Source organism: Pseudomonas hygromyciniae, assembly GCF_016925675.1.
In the GTDB taxonomy this organism is placed as follows: Bacteria; Pseudomonadota; Gammaproteobacteria; order Pseudomonadales; family Pseudomonadaceae; genus Aquipseudomonas; species Aquipseudomonas hygromyciniae.
Window position 1 is genome coordinate 223,793 of record NZ_CP070506.1, and the last position, 19,681, is coordinate 243,473.

Annotated in this window: 19 protein-coding genes; 13 read left to right on the plus strand and 6 right to left on the minus strand. The window is 62.1% G+C overall.

What is annotated here, in order from left to right; translation table 11 throughout:
* Nucleotides 1-66: 66 nt before the first annotated feature.
* Nucleotides 67-987 carry a LysR family transcriptional regulator gene (locus JTY93_RS00915; protein ID WP_169991733.1) on the minus strand — a complete coding sequence of 307 codons (921 nt, stop codon included), beginning with the start codon at nt 985-987 and terminating at the stop codon, nt 67-69.
* A gap of 181 nt (nt 988-1,168) precedes the next feature.
* Here JTY93_RS00915 and JTY93_RS00920 point away from each other — a divergent pair, with 181 nt between their 5' ends.
* Nucleotides 1,169-2,074 (plus strand): TauD/TfdA dioxygenase family protein, encoded by a 906-nt coding sequence (locus JTY93_RS00920; protein WP_205518966.1) that lies wholly within the window; start codon nt 1,169-1,171, stop codon nt 2,072-2,074.
* A gap of 137 nt (nt 2,075-2,211) precedes the next feature.
* Here JTY93_RS00920 and JTY93_RS00925 read toward each other — a convergent pair whose 3' ends face one another.
* Entirely contained in the window at nt 2,212-3,816 is a 1,605-nt protein-coding gene (locus tag JTY93_RS00925; RefSeq protein ID WP_205479039.1) for an alkaline phosphatase family protein, read from the minus strand.
* 187 nt (nt 3,817-4,003) lie between these two features.
* Nucleotides 4,004-4,948, minus strand: coding sequence for a LysR family transcriptional regulator (locus JTY93_RS00930; RefSeq protein ID WP_205479041.1), 945 nt, complete (start codon nt 4,946-4,948; stop codon nt 4,004-4,006).
* 155 nt (nt 4,949-5,103) lie between these two features.
* Between JTY93_RS00930 and JTY93_RS00940 the strand changes: the two genes are divergently transcribed.
* Nucleotides 5,104-7,452 carry a TonB-dependent receptor gene (locus JTY93_RS00940; protein ID WP_205479043.1) on the plus strand — a complete coding sequence of 783 codons (2,349 nt, stop codon included), beginning with the start codon at nt 5,104-5,106 and terminating at the stop codon, nt 7,450-7,452.
* A gap of 115 nt (nt 7,453-7,567) precedes the next feature.
* On the opposite strand, the gene JTY93_RS00945 is transcribed toward JTY93_RS00940, so the two are convergent.
* Genes JTY93_RS00945 through JTY93_RS00955 form a run of 3 tightly spaced genes read right to left on the minus strand, consistent with a single transcriptional unit; the run spans nt 7,568 to nt 9,802 of the window.
* On the minus strand, nt 7,568-8,737 hold the full coding sequence (locus JTY93_RS00945; protein WP_205479045.1) for a CynX/NimT family MFS transporter: 1,170 nt from the start codon (nt 8,735-8,737) through the stop codon (nt 7,568-7,570).
* Nucleotides 8,724-9,191 (minus strand): nucleoside deaminase, encoded by a 468-nt coding sequence (locus JTY93_RS00950; protein ID WP_205479048.1) that lies wholly within the window; start codon nt 9,189-9,191, stop codon nt 8,724-8,726. The genes JTY93_RS00945 and JTY93_RS00950 overlap by 14 nt, the downstream gene beginning before the upstream one ends.
* On the minus strand, nt 9,188-9,802 hold the full coding sequence (locus tag JTY93_RS00955) for an ankyrin repeat domain-containing protein (RefSeq protein WP_240344591.1): 615 nt from the start codon (nt 9,800-9,802) through the stop codon (nt 9,188-9,190). Before JTY93_RS00955 ends, JTY93_RS00950 begins: the two co-directional genes overlap by 4 nt.
* A 154-nt stretch (nt 9,803-9,956) precedes the next feature.
* On the opposite strand from JTY93_RS00955, the gene JTY93_RS00960 reads away from it, so the two are divergent.
* The 11 genes from JTY93_RS00960 to JTY93_RS01010 all read left to right on the plus strand — a co-directional run bounded on the left by JTY93_RS00960 (nt 9,957) and on the right by JTY93_RS01010 (nt 19,459).
* Complete coding sequence (locus JTY93_RS00960; protein ID WP_169991748.1) at nt 9,957-10,808, plus strand: LysR family transcriptional regulator; 852 nt, start codon at nt 9,957-9,959, stop codon at nt 10,806-10,808.
* 239 nt (nt 10,809-11,047) lie between these two features.
* Nucleotides 11,048-11,857, plus strand: a complete 810-nt coding sequence (locus tag JTY93_RS00965) for an energy transducer TonB (protein ID WP_205479053.1) — start codon at nt 11,048-11,050, stop codon at nt 11,855-11,857.
* Nucleotides 11,858-11,899: 42 nt separating this feature from the next.
* Nucleotides 11,900-12,625 carry a MotA/TolQ/ExbB proton channel family protein gene (locus tag JTY93_RS00970; protein WP_029299520.1) on the plus strand — a complete coding sequence of 242 codons (726 nt, stop codon included), beginning with the start codon at nt 11,900-11,902 and terminating at the stop codon, nt 12,623-12,625.
* 1 nt (nt 12,626) lies between these two features.
* A complete protein-coding gene (locus JTY93_RS00975; protein ID WP_029299521.1) occupies nt 12,627-13,028 on the plus strand; it encodes an ExbD/TolR family protein in 402 nt (133 codons plus the stop codon).
* A gap of 483 nt (nt 13,029-13,511) precedes the next feature.
* Complete coding sequence (locus JTY93_RS00980) at nt 13,512-14,093, plus strand: alpha/beta hydrolase (RefSeq protein WP_032856553.1); 582 nt, start codon at nt 13,512-13,514, stop codon at nt 14,091-14,093.
* Between the two features lie 50 nt (nt 14,094-14,143).
* Nucleotides 14,144-15,070 (plus strand): sigma 54-interacting transcriptional regulator, encoded by a 927-nt coding sequence (locus JTY93_RS00985; protein WP_205479055.1) that lies wholly within the window; start codon nt 14,144-14,146, stop codon nt 15,068-15,070.
* A 149-nt stretch (nt 15,071-15,219) separates the two neighbouring features.
* Complete coding sequence (locus JTY93_RS00990; protein ID WP_205479058.1) at nt 15,220-16,002, plus strand: MetQ/NlpA family ABC transporter substrate-binding protein; 783 nt, start codon at nt 15,220-15,222, stop codon at nt 16,000-16,002.
* 515 nt (nt 16,003-16,517) lie between these two features.
* Nucleotides 16,518-17,183 (plus strand): amino acid ABC transporter permease, encoded by a 666-nt coding sequence (locus JTY93_RS00995; protein ID WP_205479060.1) that lies wholly within the window; start codon nt 16,518-16,520, stop codon nt 17,181-17,183.
* Nucleotides 17,164-17,823 carry an amino acid ABC transporter permease gene (locus tag JTY93_RS01000; protein ID WP_205479062.1) on the plus strand — a complete coding sequence of 220 codons (660 nt, stop codon included), beginning with the start codon at nt 17,164-17,166 and terminating at the stop codon, nt 17,821-17,823. The genes JTY93_RS00995 and JTY93_RS01000 overlap by 20 nt, the downstream gene beginning before the upstream one ends.
* Complete coding sequence (locus tag JTY93_RS01005; RefSeq protein ID WP_205479064.1) at nt 17,820-18,596, plus strand: amino acid ABC transporter ATP-binding protein; 777 nt, start codon at nt 17,820-17,822, stop codon at nt 18,594-18,596. Before JTY93_RS01000 ends, JTY93_RS01005 begins: the two co-directional genes overlap by 4 nt.
* Complete coding sequence (locus tag JTY93_RS01010; protein WP_169991764.1) at nt 18,593-19,459, plus strand: transporter substrate-binding domain-containing protein; 867 nt, start codon at nt 18,593-18,595, stop codon at nt 19,457-19,459. Before JTY93_RS01005 ends, JTY93_RS01010 begins: the two co-directional genes overlap by 4 nt.
* Nucleotides 19,460-19,681: the final 222 nt, after the last annotated feature.

Here is a 19,681-nt window from a genome sequence, read left to right on the forward strand (position 1 = left end):
GGCAAGCCAGCTCCCACATTGGAATGCGGTCAAATGTGGGAGCTGGCTTGCCTGCGATGGCGCCCTTCAGACCGCCACATCCACTTCCTGGCGATCCACCGCCACCAACATCTCGATCATCGCCTTGGCCGCCGGCGACAAGCGCGAGCCGGTGCGGCTGACTATCCCGCAGCGCGCACTCATGGTCTCCATGTTCTGCGGCAGGTTGCGCCAGTGCAGCAGCACCAGCGCGCCGCGGGCGAGGTCCTCGGCAAAGGCTTCCTCGGTGCCCACGCCAATGGCGTTGGACTGCAACACGATTTTTACCAGCGCCGCAAAGTGCTCGGTCTGGATGCTCGGTGAAAAGTCCATGCGCCCGCTGAGGTTTGCCAGCAGTTTGCGAATGCCCTGGGAGATCAGCGGCGACGCCAGCGGGTAGTCGAACATGTCGTTGGTCGAGAGGCTGTCCTTGGCCAGCAACGGGTGCCCCGGCCGGCAGAAAAACACCCCACGCTTGGGCGTCAGCGCCTGGGTCTGGAAGTTCGGGTCGGCTTCGAACTGGCGGATGTCGGCGATAAAGAATTCGATCTCTTCCCGGCTCAGGCTGCGGCTCAGGGTTTCCCAGTTATCCACCTGGAACCGCGTGCGGATTTTCGGGTGCGCGTTGACGAAACGCGCCACCGCATCCGGCACCAGTTTCACGGCGGGCGCCGGGCCGCAACCGAAGCGCAGTTCGCCGGCGTCGAGCTTGGTCATGCGCGTCACTTCACTGCTCAGCAGCGCGGCGCCATGCACCAGGCTCAGGGCATGTTGCAGCACCACCTGACCTTCCGGCGTGGGGCGCAAATCCTTGTGGCCACGGTCCACCAGCACGCAGCCGAACTCCTGTTCCAGGCCCTGGATGCTACGGCTGAACGCCGGCTGGGTGATGCCCATGGCGTCGGCCGCACGCACAAAACTGCGGTGTTCGTTAAGGGCGATGAAGTAGCGCAGTTGGCGAAGATCCATATGCTTTCCCGGCATTTTAAAAATAGGTCGAAGGCATTTGCGACCAGGGGAGCTGAGGTTTTAAATGCAAGCTCTTATTCCGTCAACGAAGCATTCGTTCATTTGCTAGACCTAAATTGCATATGAATAGAGCGTTGGCGCCGCTTCACCCCACCGTAAGCAGACACATGAGGGTCATCCAATGAGCAATGCCGCACACGCTGTTCAACCCGTCGCCCTGGCGCTGGATATTCACCCGGTCGCTGGGCGTATCGGTGCCGAGATCCGGGGCATCAAACTGTCCGGCGACCTCGACGCCGCCACCCTCGAAGCCATCCAGCAAGCGCTGGTGCAGTACAAGGTGATCTTCTTTCGCGAGCAGGCGCACCTCGATGACCAGAGCCAGGAAGCGTTCGCCCATCTGCTCGGCGAGCCGATTGCCCACCCCACGGTACCGGTGCGCGATGGCACGCGTTTTTTGATGGAGCTGGACGGCGGGCGTGGTCAGCGCGCCAACTCCTGGCACACCGACGTGACTTTCGTCGATGCGTACCCCAAGGCTTCGATCCTGCGTTCGGTGCTGGCGCCGGCATCGGGTGGCGACACGGTCTGGGCCAACACCGCCAGCGCCTACAACGACTTGACCTCCGAAGTGCGGGCCCTGGCCGACACCCTGTGGGCGGTGCACAGCAACGAATACGACTACGCCGCGCGCAAGCCGGATGTGGCGCCGGAAAAGCTTGAGGAGTACCGCAAGATCTTCACCTCGACGGTGTACGAGACCGAGCATCCGGTGGTGCGTGTGCACCCGGTCAGTGGCGAGAAGACCCTGCTGCTGGGGCATTTCGTCAAACGCTTGAAGGGTTACTCGCAGGCCGATTCCGCACACCTGTTCAACCTGCTGCAAAGCCACGTCACCCGCCTGGAAAACACCGTGCGCTGGCGCTGGAGCACTGGCGATGTGGCGATCTGGGACAACCGCGCCACCCAGCATTACGCGGTGGATGACTACGGCACTCAGGAGCGCATCGTGCGCCGCGTGACCCTCAAGGGTGACGTGCCGGTGAGCGTGCTGGGGCAGAGGAGTGTGACGACCAAAGGCGCGTAACCCACCGCAGATCAAATGTGGGAGCGGGCTTGCTCGCGAAAGCGGCGGATCAGCCAACACAGTTGTTCACTGACATACCGCTTTCGCGAGCAAGCCCGCTCCCACACTAGCCCGCGTCCCACAGGGGATTTGGGTGTTTACCAAACCCCGATCTGCACCAACTTCTCTGCCTCTGGCTCACCATAGCGAAACCGCTGGCCACGCAGATCAATCTCTCCGTGGCTGATGGTGGTGCGCCGTTTCAAACCCCGCAGCCATTCGAACAGATAACCCTGATGCACTTCGCGCACCTGGGCGTACGCCGGGTCTGCGCCCAAGTCGTGCAGTTCCTGCGGGTCGTTTTCCAGGTCGAAGAGTTGCGCGCGAAAGCCGTCATAGGCCAGGTATTTCCAGCGTTCGCTGCGCACCATGGTCATGCGGCAGCGATCGATCGGCTGCGCCAGGCGCTCGCGGGCCGGGGCCTGGAACGCGTAGTCGTATTCGGCGATGGCGTAGCGGCGCCAATCCGTTTCTACCCCATGCAGCAGGGGGATCAATGAGCGGCCTTCCAGACGATGCTCGGCGCTCGGCAAGCCCAGGGCCTCAAGGAAGGTGGGCAGGGCGTCGATGGTTTCCACCAGGCGTGCGTCCACCGTGCCACGGCTGATATCGGCGGCGCTACGCGGGTCGCGGACAATCAGCGGCACACCCACTGCCGGCTCCAGCAAAAACTCCTTTTCGCCCAGTTGGTGGTCGCCGAGGAAGTCGCCATGGTCGCTGGTGAACACAATCAGCGTGTCATCCCAGCGACCTGTGCTTTGCAGCACATCGAACAGCCGGCCGAGTTGATCGTCCACCTGCTTGATCAGGCCCATATAGGTTGGAATCACCCGCAGCCGCACCTCATCACGGGAAAAATTCAGGCTCTCCTGGTGTTGGCGGAAGGCTTGGTACACCGGGTGATCGCTGGCTTGCCCAGGCGTGGCGCGAATCGGTGCCTGCACCTGATCGACGCCATACAGCGCGTGATACGGCGCGGGCGCGATATACGGCCAGTGCGGCTTGATGTACGACAGGTGCAGGCACCAGGGTTGCTCGCCTTGTTCGTGGATAAAGTCGATGGCGCGGTCGGTGGTGTAGACCGTTTCCGAATGCGCCTCGTCCACCCGCGCCGGCAAGTGGGCGTTGCGCATGTGCCAACCGCTCAGCACCTCCCCGGCATCGCCGGCGGCGGCGTTGGCCCACTCATGCCAAGGGTTGGTGCCGGCATAACCTTGCGCGCGCAGGTAGTGGGTGTAGGGCGCGGACTCGCGCTTGTCTGCGAACAACGGGCTGTCGGGGAAGATGCCGTCATGGCGAAAATACGCTTCGAAACCGACCTCATTGAGGCGCTGCGCCTGCGCGCTGTCGGGGTCGATATCCAGGCGTTGCAGGGCATCGAGATTGGGCGTGGCGTGGGTCTTGCCCACCAGCGCGGTGCGGATGCCATGGGGGCGCAGATAGTCGCCGATGGTCAGCTCTTCGAGGGGCAGCGGCACCGCGTTCCAGGCCACCTGATGGCTGCTGACATAGCGCCCGGTATAGGCCGACATGCGCGACGGCCCGCAGATCGTGCCCTGGGTGTAGGCGCGGCTGAAACGCACGCCAGCGGCGGCCAGGCGGTCGATGTTGGGGGTGTGCAGATGGGCGTGGCCGTAGCAGGAGAGGTAATCGCGACGCAGTTGGTCGCACATGATGTAGAGCACGTTGCGTACGTGGGGCATGGGGGTCACCGGATGAGGGGCAGGTGAGGGTTTTCGCCGGTTGGAGGGGATTGAGGCAAGTGCATTTGGGGAATGGGGTTTATGCAGTGAGTGCATGGGGGGCGACTGGCGCCATCGCGAGCAAGCTCGCTCCTACAGGTTGATCGCATTCCATTGTGGGAGCTGGCTTGCCTGCGATAGCGGTGGCTCAGACCGCAAAATTCTCCAGCGAACACACCTCGTCATCCTGCTCGTCCACCTGCTTGATCTGCTCGATCATCGCCTCGGCCAACGGTGACAGCCGATACCCCGCCGGGCTGACGATGCCATAGCGGGTGTAGCGCTCCTCCAGGTCCTCGGCCAACCCCTCGATCGTCAACCGCACAAGCTCGCCCCGGGTCAGGTGCAGCGCATCGCTGTTGGCGCTGACGATACCGATGGCGTCGGAACGCAGCACCACCCCCAGCAGGCTGTAGCCGTTCTCGCACTCGACATTGGGTGTGTAGTCGGGCCGGCCGCTGAGGTCGACGATGACCTTGCGCAAATTCGGCGGGCGGATGGTCACGGCCAGGGGATAACTCATCAGCTCGGCGGCGCTGACCCTTTCGCGCTGGGCCAACGGGTGCCCATTGCGGCAGCAGAAATGCCATTTGCGCGGGCGCAGGCGGTGGGTGTGGTAGTCGGGGTTGGCTTCGAAGTGGCGGGTGTCGGCGACAAAAAACTCGAACTCTTCACTGAGCAGGCGCTTGCCCAGGCTTTGCCAATCATCCACTTGGAACTGCACGCGTGCCTTGGGGTAGCGCCCGATAAAGCTGCCGATGGCACGCGGGATCAACCCGGCTGCCGGGGCCGGGCCGCAACCAAAGCGCAGTTCGCCGGCCTCCAGGCCGTTGAACTGGCTGATCTCGTTGGCCAACTGCTGCGCGCCACTGACCAGGCGCCGTGCATGTTCCAGCAGCACCTGGCCTTGTTTGGTCGGGGCCAGGTCCTTGCGCCCGCGATCCACCAGTTGGCAACCGGCACTGTGTTCCAGGGCCTGGATGCTGCGGCTGAAGGCCGATTGCGAGAGGTTCACCGTGGTCGCGGCCGCGACAAAACTGCGCTGTTCGGTGAGGGCGATGAAGTGACGGAGCTGGCGCAGGTCGATATGCATTTTTCACATTAAAAATATCGGGGAAATGCATTGGCTATGCATTAGGTCGACTCCTTATAAAGGCTATCTCTTATGCAGTAAATGTTTGTAAAAACATAAATAAATAACTTTATGGAATATGTGGCAGTGCATATTCCGCACGACCGGAGCCGCTTATGAGTGTGTCGAAGCCCGTTGTACCGTCCTCCCTCTGGCGGCTCAAACGCCTGCCCCTGGCGCTGTTGCTGGCGGGCAGTGCCGGCTGGACGCCGAGTCAGGCCGCCGAAAACCCCGCCCCAGTGCCCAAGGGCGAGAGCGCCAGCGGGCAACTGGAGACGGTCACCGTGACCGCTCGCCGGCGCACCGAAAGCGCCCAGGAAGTGCCCACGCCGATGAGCGTGATCGGCGGCCAGGCCCTGGAGAGCCAGCGGGTCTATCGGATCCAGGACTTGCAGCAACTGGTGCCCAGCGTCAACGTCGCCTACATGCATGCGCGCCAGTCCAGCGTGTCGATTCGCGGGCTGGGCAATAACCCGGCCAGCGATGGCCTGGAAGGCAGTGTCGGGTTGTACATCGACAACGTGTACCTCGGGCGCCCGGGCATGGCGGTTTTCGACCTGATGGATATCGAGCAGCTTGAAGTCTTGCGCGGCCCGCAAGGCACGCTGTTCGGCAAGAACACCACGGCCGGGGTGATCAACATCAGCACCCGCGCGCCGAGTTTTACCCCGGAGCGCAGCATCGAGACGTCGGTGGGCGAAGACGGCTATTTCCAGACCAAGGGCACGATTTCCGGGCCGCTCAACGATGAATTGGCCGGGCGCTTTTCGGCCTATCGCACCCGCAGCGACGGCGATATCAAAAACGAATACAACGGCCACGACCTCAACGGCGGTTCACGCCAGGGCTTTCGTGGGCAACTGCTGTACAAGCCCAACGAGGCCTTCAACCTGCGCTGGATCGGCGACTACAACGAAGAGGCTTCCAGCGCCGGCACCCGCGTGCTGTACAGCACCGGGCCAACCATCAACGGCACCAACCTCTACCAATCGCGGGCGGATGCAGCCGGGGCAACCCTGGTCAACGGCGCTCACCGCAAGGTCAACCTGGACAACGACCAGCGTGTCACGGTGTTCCAGGGCGGTACCTCGCTGGAGGCCAATTGGACCCTGCCCAGCGACTTCACCTTGACGTCGGTCAGCGCCTATCGTTGGTGGAATTTCACCCCGCGCAATGACGATGGTCTCAACGTGCCGGCGTCCTACAACGCAGGGGTGTCGGTGGAAGATAAACAGTGGTCCCAAGAGTTTCGCCTGGCGTCGCCTAAGGGTGGGTTCTTCGACTATGTGGTGGGCGCCTACTACTTCGGCTCCGACCTGGACAACAAATCCTTCGCCTATTACGGGCCCCAGGCCGATATCTGGAACGGCACGCCAGCGGGGGCCTTGAGCAATGTCAGCAGCGTCGGTAACGGGCATATCCGTACCAACAGTTTTGCCCTGTTCGCCCAAGGCACCTGGCACCTGACCGAACGCCTGGACTTCACCGCCGGCCTGCGCGGCACCTATGAAGAAAAAAGCGCTTGGGTTAGCCGCAATGCGCCGCTGGGTGGCGCAACGGTGACGGGCGCGGCGGCGACGGCCCGCCGTGGGCGCGCCGGTGCTTACGACTCCGGCGATCTGAACCAGTACAGCACCAGCCCTTCTGGCCTGCTCAACCTCAGCTACCGTTTCAGCGATGACTTGCTCGGCTATGCAACCTTGTCCCATGGCGAGAAATCCGGCGGGGTCAACCTGGCGGTAGGCTCGGCCCCCACCGCTGGCGCGGACTCGCTGCTGATCGGCACCGAGCGCGCCAACAACGCCGAACTGGGCTTTAAAAGCACCCTGTGGGACCGTCGCCTGCAACTCAACGCCAACCTGTTCTGGACCCAGGTCAATGGCTACCAGACCAATGCCTACGACTACGGCAACCGCGTGCAGTACCTGACCAATGCCGGCTCCGTACGCTCCCGTGGCGTGGAATTGGAAAGCACCCTGGTGCCGATTCGCGGCCTGACCCTGAACCTCAACGGCTCGTTCAACGATGTGCGCTACCTGTCGTACAAAGATGCGCCATGCCCGCCGGAAGTCAGCCTGCGCCCTGGTGCACCGGCCTCGTGCGACCTCAGCGGGCACCAGGTGGTGGGCGCCTCGAAGTGGATTGCCAACGCCAACGGCGAATACAAGTGGAACCTGGATAACGGCTTCGAACCCTACGTAACCGCCAGCTATGCCTATCGCTCGAAGGCGGTGGGCACGGTCGAGGATTCGGACTATGGGCAGATTCCCGGTTATGGGCTGGTCAACCTGTCCACCGGCCTGCGTGGCGATTTCCAGCAGGGTCAATGGGATGTGTCGTTATGGCTGAAAAACGCCTTCGACAAAACCTACTACACCACCCTGTGGACAGGCGGCAACGGAGGCTATGAAGGTCTGCTCGGCACCCCGCGCACCCTGGGCGTGACCGGCCGCTACGACTTCTAACCCCCCATCACCTGTAGGAGCGAGCTTGCTCGCGAAGAACCCCCAGACGACGCGGTTAACCTGGTTCTGCGCGTTATCGTTGACGTTTTTCGCGAGCAAGCTCGCTCCTACACAATCAGCAAGCGGCGGTGCTGCGGTAAGTGGCTGGGCTGAATACCCGGGTGACCACCAGCATCGCGACCACCGTCACGGTCAGTACCACCCAGGCGCTGACAAAACTGCCGGTGAGTTCGCGCAGCCAGCCGGTCATCCAGGGCGACACGGCATTGATCAAGAAGCCCACGCCCTGCACGAAGGCCGCCAGTTGCCCGGCTTCCCGTGGGTCACGGCGGTGGTCCAGGGTCAGCAGCAGGCTCAGGGCAAAGCACGCTCCCAGGCCGAAGCCGATCAGCGCCACCCACAGGTGTGGGTATTGCAGCGGTGCCCACAGCAGGCCGAGATAACCCACGGTCTGGGCCAGCAGGCTGATGGTCAGCAAGGGCCGGCGGTCGATACCGCGTTGCGCCAGCGCCGGCATCAACAGCGCGGCAATCACCTGGAAAATCGTCATGAACGCCAGCAGCGAGCCGCTGGGCAGCACGCCCCAACCCAGTTGCTGGTAGTACGCCGGCAGCCACGCCACCATGCTCATATACCCGCAGTTCACCAGGCCGAAATACAGCGCCAGCAACCAGGCGCGCCGATTGCGCAAGCCCTGGAGCGGCGCCGTCACCTGCAGGTTTTTCGCCGCGCCCAACGGCAGCCACACCCACAGCAGCAACGCGCCGAGCGCCGGCAGCAGCCAGATGCCAAGGCCGGCCTGCCAGTGCTGGAAATGGCTGGCCACCAGCGGGCTGAGCAACGCCGCCAAACCACCGCCACCCATCAACGAGGCTGAATACACCCCCATCGCCAGGGGTACCCGTTGGTGGAACTGACGCTTGATCATCGCCGGCACCAACGCCTGGATCAGCGCCACACCGGCCCCACCCAGCAACGCCGTGGCCAGCAGTGCCGGTGCCTGGCCCAGCAGCCAGCGCGCCAGGCATGCAAGAAGGATCATCATCAAACCCAGGGCAATCCCGCGTCGCTCGCCCAACTGCGCCTCGACGCGGATGCCCACCAACGCCACCAAACCCATGCACACTACCGGCAGGCTGGTGAGCAAGGCACTGCTCTGGAAGCTCAGGCCGGTAGCCAGGCGGATCTCCCCGAGCAACGGGCTGATGGAGCTGAGGATCGGCCTCAGGTTAAGGCCCAGCACCACCAGCAGGCCCCAGTCGGCGAGGGATTTATTCAGGGTCATGCAGGGACTTCCATTGACGGTAAAGGGCTTGCATGGCCGGCATCGGCAGGTGCTCGACGGGCAGTTGCTGGGCGGTCAGCGGCAGGCTCATCTGCTGGTAAACCGCGGCAGTCGACAGCCCGAACGGCGCGGCCATTTGATTGCTCGCGGCAAACACCACGCGGGCCACGCCACACAAGTACATGGCACCCAGGCACATCGGGCACGGCTGGCCGCTGGCGTAGATCACACAGCCTTCAAGGCGTGGGCCGAGCTGTTGGCTGGCACGGCGGATGGCGAGCATTTCGGCATGGGCGGTGGGGTCCTGGTCGAGGTGGATCTGGTTCACCGCTTCCACCAGCACAGCACCGTCCTTGACCAGCACGGCGCCAAATGGCCGCCCACCCTGGGCCACGTTGTCCTGCGCCAGGGCGACGGCGCGTTGCAACCAGGCTTGATCGTGCTGTGGGCTCATTGGGCACCTGCTTCTTGCAGCAGTTTGGCGATGGCGACCTGGCCGCGCTTTTGCGCCTGTTGCAGGGGGCTGATGCCGTCGCGGTCGGGCAGGTTCACATTGGCACCGGCGCCGATCAGCATGGCGACGATTTGCTGATGGGCGAGGCCGCCGTCCGAGAGCACGATGGCTTCCATGAGGCCGGTCCAGCCCAGGCGGTTGACGTGGTTGACGTCGACGCCAGCATCGATCAGCAGGCGCACTGTTTGCACGTGCCCGCGCTCGCACGCCGGGATCAGGGCGGTGCCGCCGTAGCGATTGGTGCTCTTGAGGTCGGCGCCATGGGCCAGGGTCATGGCCAGGATTTGATTGTGGCCGCTGGCGCCGGCCAGCAGGTAAGGGCTGTCTTGCATCAGGTTCTTGCGGTTCACATCGGCCCCGGCCTCGATCAGGGCGCGGGCGATATCCACGCGATTGGCCTGGGTGGCCAGCAACAGCGGCGTGCTGCCATCGATGGCGCGGGTATCCAGATCGGCACCCTTGGCCAGCAGTTGCTCGACCTGCGCCAATTGCCCGGCATGCACGGCGTCGAGCAAACCTTTATCGGCGGCCATGCTGTTACTTGCCACCATCAACCCCAATGCCAGGACGGCGGTTTTGAAAGGAGTAGGCCATGCCATGGGAACCTCGTTTCAGTGCAATGAACGGGAAGTATGGCCACCGCCTGGGGTATTCTGAAATTAAATATAACCATGCCAACCAGTGGCAAACACGATGGTGGTGTTCATGTTCGATCCCGTGCTGTTGCGCAGTTTTATCGCCGTCGTCGACTGCGCCAATTTCACCCGCGCCGCCGAACGCCTGCACCTCACTCAATCCACGGTCAGCCAGCAATTGCGCCGCCTGGAAGACAGCGTCGGCTGCCGCTTGCTTGACCGCGATCAGCGCCGGGTGGTGGCGACGGTCGAGGGTGAGCGCTTGCTGGCCTATGCGCGGCGCATCCTGGCGCTGAACGAAGAGGCTGCCGATGTGCTGATCAACCAGCAGAGCGACGGGGTGCTGCGCCTGGGCGTGCCCGAGGACTTCGCCGCCGAGCGCTTGATGCCGTTGCTTTCGGCGTTTGTCGTGGCTTATCCACGGGTGCGCCTGGAGGTCACCAGTGGCCTGGGGCCGGCGCTGCTGCGTCAGTATCGCGGCGGCGAATTCGATGTGTTGCTGGTCAAGCAAATGGGCGACAGCGATGACTGCCTGGCCTCCTGGCCGGAGCCGTTGTGCTGGGTCGACAGCCGCCGCATGCCGGCCCTGGGCCGCGATCCCTTGCCGTTGGTGGCGTTCCCGGTGGGCGGCCTGTACCGCAATGAAATGCTCCAGCACCTAGAGGTCGGGGGCTGGCGCTGGCGCATCGGCTATTCCAGCGCGAGCCTGGCCAGTGTGTGTTCGGCGGTGGCGGCGGGGTTGGGCATCAGCCTGCTGCCGGAGCGGGTGGTGCAGGCCGGGCATGTGGTGCTCGGCGCCGACAGCGGTTTGCCTGCGGTGCAGGGCGTGCGGCTGGCGCTGTATGGGCGCACTGGGATGGGAGCGGCGGGGCAGAGCCTGCAGCGTCAATTGTGGGATTTATGCGAGGCCAACCCGCGCTGAACCATGCCTTTGAGGAATATTTTGCATGCCGGCAAAGCATCATGATTTTGCCCCTCGCCGCCAGGCCGCGTGGGGCGTGGCTTTGCTGGATTGGCTGAGTTTTCATATTCCTGTTCGGTCTATGTATAACTTTAAAGATTACTTTAAGAGATAAGCGTCTGCCCCCGATGATTCAGCTCTCGACGGTCGCCCCCGCAGGCCCGTCGGTTTTTTCGCTGAAGACAGCAGGGAGTGAATCAATGGGCAATGTCCAGACCGCCGCCAGTGCACATGAGGCGCTGTGGCGCCAGGCACCGAGTGGTGAGTTGGTCGACCTTGGCCGGCCGCACCGCGCGCCCTTGGGGCAGTTGCGGTTGCAGAAAACCCCCAAGGGGATCTTGAGCCGCCGTGAAGGCATTTTATTGGGCCTGTTGGCGCTGGCGCTGCATGGCGCGGTGATCTATTGGGTCAGCCAGAAACCGGTACCGGTACTGCCGATTGTGCCGCCGGAAATTCCACCAATGACCATCGAATTTTCCCAGCCGGCGCCACCGGTGGTGGAACCGCCGCCGCCTGTACCGCCACCGCCTGTGGTCGTGGAACCACCGCCACCTGTGGTGGATGAGTTGGCGGCCAAGCCGGCGCCACCCAAGCCGATCCCCAAACCCAAGCCCAAACCGGTGCCCAAGCCCGAACCCAAGCCTGCGCCAAAAGCCGTCGAACAACCGCCCGCGCCACCCCAGCCGGCACCACCGGCGCCCACGCCAGCCCCGCCTGCGCCGGCACCGGTAACACCTGCTTCGGCCAACGCCGCGTACCTGAAGAACCCGGCGCCCGAGTACCCATCACTGGCCCAACGCCGTGGCTGGGAAGGCACTGTGTTGTTGCGGGTGCATGTATTGGCCAGCGGCAAGCCCGGTGAAATCCAGGTGCAGAAGAGCAGCGGTCGCCAGCAACTCGACGACGCCGCACTCAGCGCCGTGAAGCGCTGGAGCTTCGTGCCGGCCAAGCAGGGCGACGTGGCACAGGATGGCTGGGTCAGCGTGCCCATCGATTTCAAGATTCATTGAGCCTTTGCTCGACACCCTATCGCTTACACCGAGGTACACATCATGACGTTACTGGCATCTCCACTTGAATCCATCGAAAGCGCGGTGATCTGGCTGCTGGTGGTTTTTTCCGTCGCCACCTGGGGCCTGGCCCTGCTCAAGGGTGTGCAGTTCGCCCGCCTCAAGGCTCAGGATCGCAAGTTCCACAAACAGTTCTGGGCGGCGTCGAGCCTGGATTCGGCCGCCGAACTGAGCGAAACCCACCCCGGCGCCGCCGCCCGTGTGGCCCAGGCTGGCTACGCCGCGATCCAGGTGGGCGATGCGCCGCACGCCGCTGACCTGAGCCAGGCCATCAACCATCAGGACCGCCTCGAACGTGCCCTGCGCCAGCAGATCGTGCGGGAACGGCGCTCCCTGGAAACCGGCCTGGCCGTGGTCGCGAGTATCGGCAGCACCTCGCCCTTTATCGGCCTGTTCGGCACCGTGTGGGGGATCATGGAAGCGTTGAAAGGGATCAGCGCTGCCGGTTCCGCCAGCCTGGAAACCGTGGCCGGTCCGATCGGCGCGGCGCTGGTCGCGACCGGTGTGGGGATCGCCGTCGCCGTGCCGGCGGTGCTGGTCTACAACTACTTCCTGCGTCGCCTGAAGCTTACGGCTGCCGACCTGGACGACTTCGCCCATGACTTCTACAGCCTGGCGCAGAAAAATTCGTTCCGCGTGCTGGTCCACCCGGCGCTGCATAAAAACGCCGCCCAGGGCAGCGCGCAAAAAGTGAAGGAGGCGTCCTGATATGGCCTTCTCTACCCAAGACAGCGACGAGGTCCTGAGTGAGATCAACGTCACGCCCCTGGTGGACGTGATGCTGGTCCTGCTGGTGGTGTTTATCGTCACCGCCCCGCTGCTGACCAATGCGATCCCGATCAACCTGCCCAAGACCGAGGCCGTTGCCCCGGTAGAGCAGAAAGACCCGCTGGTGGTGAGCATCGACGGTGCCGGCAAGGTGTTTATCAACAAGGATGAAATCCAGCCGGACCTGCTGGAATTCAACCTGCAGGCCGCCAAGGCGAAGGACCCTGAGGTACGGGTGCAACTGCAGGCTGACGATGGTGTGAACTATGGCGAAGTGGCTCGGGCCATGGCGTCGATTGAGCGAGCGGGGATTACCAAGCTGTCGGTGATTACTGCGCGTTAGTGTCAAAAGCCTCGACAATTTTTTGGCCGTCTCCTTGGCAGGGTGCGGCCTTTTTTTTGCCTGGAATAGCGGTGGTCAGTTGATGCCGCTTTTGCCTGTGGCGAGCGGGCTTGTCCCGCGCTGGGCTGCGAAGCGGCCCCAAAACGAACACCGCGATGCATCTGATGCATCGCGGTGTTTTTGAATGAGGGCTGCTTCGCAGCCCAGCGCGGGGCAAGCCCGCTCGCCACAGAGCACTCGCTGCTTGGGTTTATCTGTTGGATACACCACAAAACAAATGTGGGAGCTGGCTTGCCTGCGATGACGGTGTGACAGCTACCCGTGCATTGCCTGAACCACCGCTATCGCGGGCAAGACCGCTCCCACATTTTATCGAGGTGACTGTGTTTTTAGTTATTAATAAATAGCTTCTTATTCCTTAACGAATATATGCCCCATCCCTATACTGGTCAGCAACGTTAAACGCTGCAGGAGGGCACACCCATGCACAGCGAGTTGATCCGTTACCTGATCGTGCCGGGCTGGCAAGGATCGCCAGAAGATCATTGGCAAACCCATTGGCAGAACAGCCTGCCCAACAGCGCCCGCGTGGAGCAGGCCGACTGGCTGACTCCGCGCCGTGAAGATTGGGTGGCGGCCTTGGCCGAAGCCATTGCGGCCGACAGCACGCCAGTGATCCTTATCGCCCATAGCCTGGGTTGCATCACCGTGGCGCACTGGGCGGCCAGCGCGCCGTTGCAGTTCCTGCGCCAGGTACGCGGGGCCTTGCTGGTGGCCCCGGCGGATGTCGAGCGCCCGGCGTGTGCGCCTGCCTTGCGCAACTTTGCACCGATTCCCCGCGACCTGTTGCCGTTTCCCAGCCAGGTCGTCAGCTCCGACAACGACAGCGCCGTCAGTGCCCCTCGGGCCTTGGAACTGGCGCGTAACTGGGGGGCTGAAGCCGGGATTCTCGCGGGGGCCGGGCATATCAACGTGAAGTCCGGCCACCAGCGTTGGGAGCAGGGTTTCGCCTATCTCTATCGCCTGCAAAACCGTCTGGAGCATCACTCCCGGCGCCGCGCCTAATACCTTTTCAACGCCCCGTCCCTTAAGTGGAATTGGGGCGGGAGCCTGCCATGAGCCTGCATGAAACCTTTGGCCAGCCACTGCTGACCTTCCCCGACGCCGAAAAAAGCCCCCTGAGCATCCGTGCCAAGGCACTGGTGTTTGTCGACCCCCGTTCAAGGCAACTGCGTGAAGACCTCGAAAGCCTGGCCCCGCGTGCCTTGCCTGTGTTGATTCGCGGCGAGACCGGCAGCGGCAAGGAATTGCTGGCGCGCCATATCCATCGCGGCAGTGACCGCAGCGGCCTGTTTGTGTCGGTCAACTGCGGCGCTATCAGCCCGACCTATGCCGATGCTGAATTGTTCGGCTATGCCGCCGGCAGCCACAGCGGCGCGGCCAGCAGCCGGGCAGGCTGGTTCGGCTCGGCCAACGGCGGCACCTTGTACCTCGATGAGATCGGCGACCTGCCGTTGCCGATCCAGGTCAAGCTGCTCGCCGCCCTGGAAAATCACGAAGTCACCCGTGTCGGCGCTCATCAACCGAGCCCGGTGGACGTGCGCCTGGTCGCCGCCACCAGCATCGACCTGGCCCAGGCCGTGGCCGTCGGTAAGTTCCATGAGCGCCTGTTCCATTACCTCAGCGAAGGCCAACTGGAACTGCCGGCCCTGCGCGAGCGGGTGGGTGACATCCTGTCGTTGGCCGAGTACTTCCTGGGCATCTACAGCCAGCGCTTGGACTTGCCGGTGCCGTTGATCAGCGAGGACGCGCAGCGTGTGCTGGAGCAGCACAGTTGGCCGGGCAATACCCGCGAGCTGGAGAACGTGATCCACTTTGCGCTGCTGGTCAGCAGTGGCGATGAGATCTTGCCGGAGCATCTGAACCTGCCGGTGGCGTCGGTGGCGCAGATTGAGCATCAGGTGCGACAGATCCTGAGCAGCGGCAGCGAAGTCGAGCGCGCGGCGTTGACGCGTCTGTTTCGGGGCTTGGGCTCTGTATGAACAAAATGGAATATCAAAGTGAATAAAAGGTATTGTTCTGGAATAAAAAATATCGGTATTGTCCCTTCCACGCCGCGATAGCACATCGCTGGCACCCCCATAAGAAGCGGCCGTCAACGACGTCCCGGATTTTTGATTAAGGACACTGCATGAAAAAGGTTCTGTTGTTCACCGCCCTGGCCGCTGCCCTGACTGCCGGTATCGCTCAAGCCAACGAAAAACTGGTGATTGCGGCCACGCCGGTGCCGCATGCCGAGATCCTTGAGCTGATCAAGCCGACCCTGGCCAAAGAAGGCGTGGACCTGGAAATCAAGGTCTTCACCGACTATGTGCAACCGAACGTGCAAGTGGCCGAGAAGCGCCTGGACGCCAACTACTTCCAGACCCTGCCGTACCTGGAAAACTTCAACAAGGGTAAAGGCACCAACCTGGTCACCGTGGTTGGCGTGCACGTTGAACCGTTTGGCGGCTACTCGAAGAAAGTCACCAAGCTTGAAGACCTGAAAGACGGCGCTATCGTGGCCATTCCCAACGAAGGCTCCAACAGTGGTCGCGCCCTGTTGCTGCTGCAAAAGGCCGGTCTGATTACCCTCAAGGATCCGAAAAACGCCCTGTCCACGCCAAAAGACATTGCCAGCAACCCGAAGAACCTGAAGTTCAAGGAACTGGAGTCAGCCCTGCTGCCGCGTGTCCTGGACCAGGTTGACTTGGACATGATCAACACCAACTACGCCCTGGAAGCTGGCCTGAACCCAGCCAAGGATGCGCTGATCATTGAAGGCGCCGACTCGCCGTACGTGAACTATCTGGTGGCTCGTCCAGACAACAAGGACAGCGACGCCATCCAGAAACTGTCCAAGGCCCTGACCAGCCCTGAAGTCAAAGCCTTCATCGAGAAGAAATACAGCGGCGCGGTCCTGCCTGCGTTCTGATTTGCCAAACCCCCTTCAAGGTTTGAACGCCGAGCGTCATGTGGGAGCGGGCTTGCTCGCGAATGCGGTGGTGCAGTCACTGTCTGTGTTGACTGAACCACCGCTTTCGCGAGCAAGCCCGCTCCCACATTGCTTTGGCGTTATGCCTGTCAATCCCGGCTGTTGATCGCCCGTCGCAGAGCCACCAACCACTTCACCAAGTCCTGCGGATCGATCGGTTTGGTCTCGCTCATCTGTCATTCCCTCGCTGGTTAAATGGCCCTCAGTCTGGCCACGCGCTGTCCATCCCTGTCGTTCAGCGCTGAAAAATAGACCCTTCCTACGTACCCCAGAACAATAGCTGTCACCCGCCAACCCGGCGAATCCACCGGTTAGCTTTTTGGGTGATATCAATATGCTATTTCGGTATTTAAATTTTGGTTTTTATACCTTTAAAGTCAGCGCTTCCCGGCGTTACCCACGCTGGACCGGACTGCGTTTACGCCGCATTACCCCTGCGGCGCCCAGGACTTGAAATGACTTTTGACTACGCGTTTATCCTCAGCACCCTGCCGGCGTTTCTCAAGGCCGTGGGGGTGACTCTGCAAGTGGGCTTGATCGCCATCGGCACCTCGCTGCTGGTGGCGCTGATCAACGCGGCCCTGCTGGTGTTCCGCACACCCTACCTGTCGCGCCTGGTGGCGTTGTATGTGGAGCTGGCGCGTAACACGCCGCTACTGATCCAGCTGTTTTTTGTGTACTTCGCCTTGCCGGGCCTGGGTATCAATATCTCCGGGTTCTGGGCGGCGATTATCACCATGACCTTCTTGGGCGGCGCCTACCTCACCGAAGTGCTGCGCGCCGGTGTGGAAGCGGTGCCGCTGGCGCAGATCGAGTCGGGCAAGTCCATCGGCCTGTCCGACTGGCAACTGCTGCGCCATGTGATCCTGCCCCAGGCCGGGATCCTCAGCCTGCCGGCGCTGTTCGCCAATTTCATTTTTCTGCTCAAGGAAACCACAGTGGTCTCGGCGGTGGCGGTCCCCGAGATTCTCTACACCACCAAAAGCTACATCGCCCTCTACTACAAGACTTACGAAATGCTCGCCGTGCTCACGCTGATCTGCGTGTTGTTGTTCTTGCCGCTGTCGCTGCTGCTCAGCCGCCTGGAAAGGAGGCTCCAGCATGGCCAGTTCGGGTCTTGAGTTGTTGTGGGTGTCGTTGCCGCAACTGGGCAAAGGCGCTGCGCAAACCCTGTCGATTTCGTTCTTGAGTATCGTCTTCAGCACGATTGGCGGGGTGTTGTATGGGGTGCTGCGCACCTTGAATGTGCGTGCGATCAACCTGCTGCTGCGCATTTACCTGGAGTTGTTTCGCGCGATTCCGGTGCTGGTGTGGCTGTACCTGCTGTTTTTTGGCCTGCCGATTTTCACCGGCCTGAGCATCCCCAGTTTCTGGTGTGCGGTGCTGGTGTTGTCGTTGTGGGGCGCCAGTGAAGTGGGCGAAGTGGTGCGTGGCGCCTTGCATTCGCTGCCGCGTGGGCAACGGGAGGCGGGGCTGTCGATTGGCTTGTCGGCGGCGCAACTCTACGGCTTTGTGCTGCTGCCCCAAGCGCTCAAACGCATGACGCCGCCGACCATCAACGTCTACACGCGGATCATCAAGACCAGCTCCCTGGCGGTGCTGATCGGCGTGGTGGATGTGATCAAGGTCGGCCAGCAAATCATCGAGCGCACCTATGAGTCGGTATTGATCTACGGCGCGCTGTTCCTGTTTTTCTTCTTTATCTGCTACCCGTTGTCGGCCGCCTCCAAGGTGCTGGAACGGCGCTGGGCCCAAGCATGAGCGCATTGATCGAGTTTCAGGGTTTCAATAAATTTTTCGGCGCACAGCAGGTGCTCGACGGCATCGACCTGAGTGTGCAAAGCGGCGAAGTGCTGGTGATCCTCGGCCCCAGCGGCTGCGGCAAAAGCACCTTGCTGCGGTGCCTGAACGGCCTGGAAGTGGCCCACAGCGGTAGCTTGCGCTTTGCCGGCAAACAGCTGCTGGATAAACACACCGACTGGCGCCAGGTGCGCCAGGACGTGGGCATGGTGTTCCAGAGTTATCACCTGTTCCCCCATATGAGCGTGCTCGACAACATCCTGCTGGGCCCGCTGAAAGTGCAAAAACGTGACCTGCGCGAAGCCCGCGAGCAAGCGGAAAAACTGCTGGAACGGGTGGGGCTCGCCGACAAGCGCGATGCATTCCCGCGCCAGTTGTCCGGTGGTCAGCAGCAACGCATCGCCATCGTCCGCTCGTTGTGCATGAACCCCCAGGTCATGCTGTTTGATGAAGTCACTGCGGCCCTTGACCCGGAAATGGTCAAGGAGGTGCTGGAAGTGATCCAGGACCTGGCTCGCGATGGCATGACCCTGCTGATCGTCACCCACGAAATGGCCTTCGCCCGCGCCGTCGCCGACCGCGTGGTGTTTATGGAGGCTGGCCGCATCCTCGAACACAACACCCCCGAGGCATTCTTTACGAACCCGCAGACCGCACGCGCGCAGCAGTTCCTCGAGAAATTCTCGTTTGTTTCAACACTGCCCAAGAAAATCAAGGAACTGGAGCTGTCATGAAAACTGCCAAGTTGTTACTGCCGCTGCTCGGCCTCGCCTTACTGGCCGGCTGCAACAAAACCGAAGAACCGGCCAAACCCGCCGCTGCTGCGCCGGCTGCGGTGAGTTATATCGACAAGATCAAGGCCCGCGACAAGCTGATCGTCGGCGTATTCACCGATAAGCCACCGTTTGGGTTTGTCGATGAAGCTGGGCGCTATGTGGGCTTTGATACCGACATCGGCCGCCGGTTTGCCAAGGATCTGCTGGGCGACGAGAACAAGGTCGAGTTCGTGGCCGTGGAGCCGGCCAGCCGCATCCCGTTCCTGCAGAGCGACAAGGTCGACCTGATCCTCGCCAACATGACCGTGACCCCCGAGCGCAAGGAAGCGGTGGAATTCACCAACCCCAACCTGAAAGTCGCGGTCCAGGCCCTGGTGCCTAACGACAGCACGGTGAAAAGCCTCGACGACCTGGCGACCCGCACCACCATCGTCACCACCGGCACCACGGCCGATATCTGGCTGACCAAGAACCACCCGGACTGGAAACTGCTCAAGTTCGAGAAAAACACCGAGTCGCTGCAAGCCCTGTCGGCTGGGCGTGGCGATGCCTATGCGCAAGACAACCTGGTGCTGTTCAGCTGGGCCAAGCAGAACCCGGGCTACCGCGTGCTTGAAGAGAAACTGGGCGATGAAGCGCCGATTGCACCGGCAGTGAAGAAGGGCAATATCGAACTGCGCGACTGGGTGAATGCCGAGTTGGCGAAGTTGGGTGAAGAGAAGTTCTTGCTCAAGCTGTATGACCAGTACGTGCGTAAAGAGCTGAGCGATGACACCAAGCCTGAGAGTGTGATTGTTGAGGGGGGTAAGTGGCAGGGTTGATCCTGTACTGAATGCTCCACCGCTATCGCAGGCAAGCCCGCTCCCACAGGAGAATGCATTCCAAATGTGGGAGCGGGCTTGCCCGCGATGGCCATCGGTATCTACACAACTTTGCCGCAACGCCTAAATCCAGGCAGATAGCGCAGTTGTGGCGAGCGGGCTTGCCCCTCGCTGGGCTGCGAAGCAGCCCTAAACCCGGCCGTCGCGGTTTATCTGAAGAAA